This window comes from Bombella pluederhausensis, assembly GCF_026385525.1.
GTDB classification, from domain to species: Bacteria; Pseudomonadota; Alphaproteobacteria; order Acetobacterales; family Acetobacteraceae; genus Bombella; species Bombella pluederhausensis.
Genome location: NZ_JANIDY010000013.1, coordinates 1 through 292 on the forward strand (window position 1 = coordinate 1; position 292 = coordinate 292).

A 292-nucleotide genomic window follows, 5' to 3' on the forward strand; every position below is an offset into this window, starting at 1 on the left:
TCAATAAGGCGGGCGTCACCCTCACCAACAGCGCCCTCAATGGAACGCTGAACAATGAAGGTACGGCTGACATTGAAGGCAGCAAGGTTGCTGACACAACAACCAACAATGGCACGCTGATCGTCAAGAAATCCGCTCTGGCTGGCCTGCTCAATCAGGCTGGTACCGCCGAGCTAACAGACAGCTCTGTCGGTAATGTCATCAACAAGGCAGGCTTTACCCTCACCAACAGCGCCCTCAATGGGACGCTGGACAATGAGGGTACGGCTGACGTTGAAGGCAGCAAAGTTGC

General features: G+C 54.8%; 1 protein-coding gene. It reads left to right on the plus strand.

Annotated features, from left to right (window positions below):
- On the plus strand, positions 1–292 hold a 292-nt coding region (locus NQF86_RS09115; RefSeq protein WP_266117333.1), incomplete at both ends, for a hypothetical protein.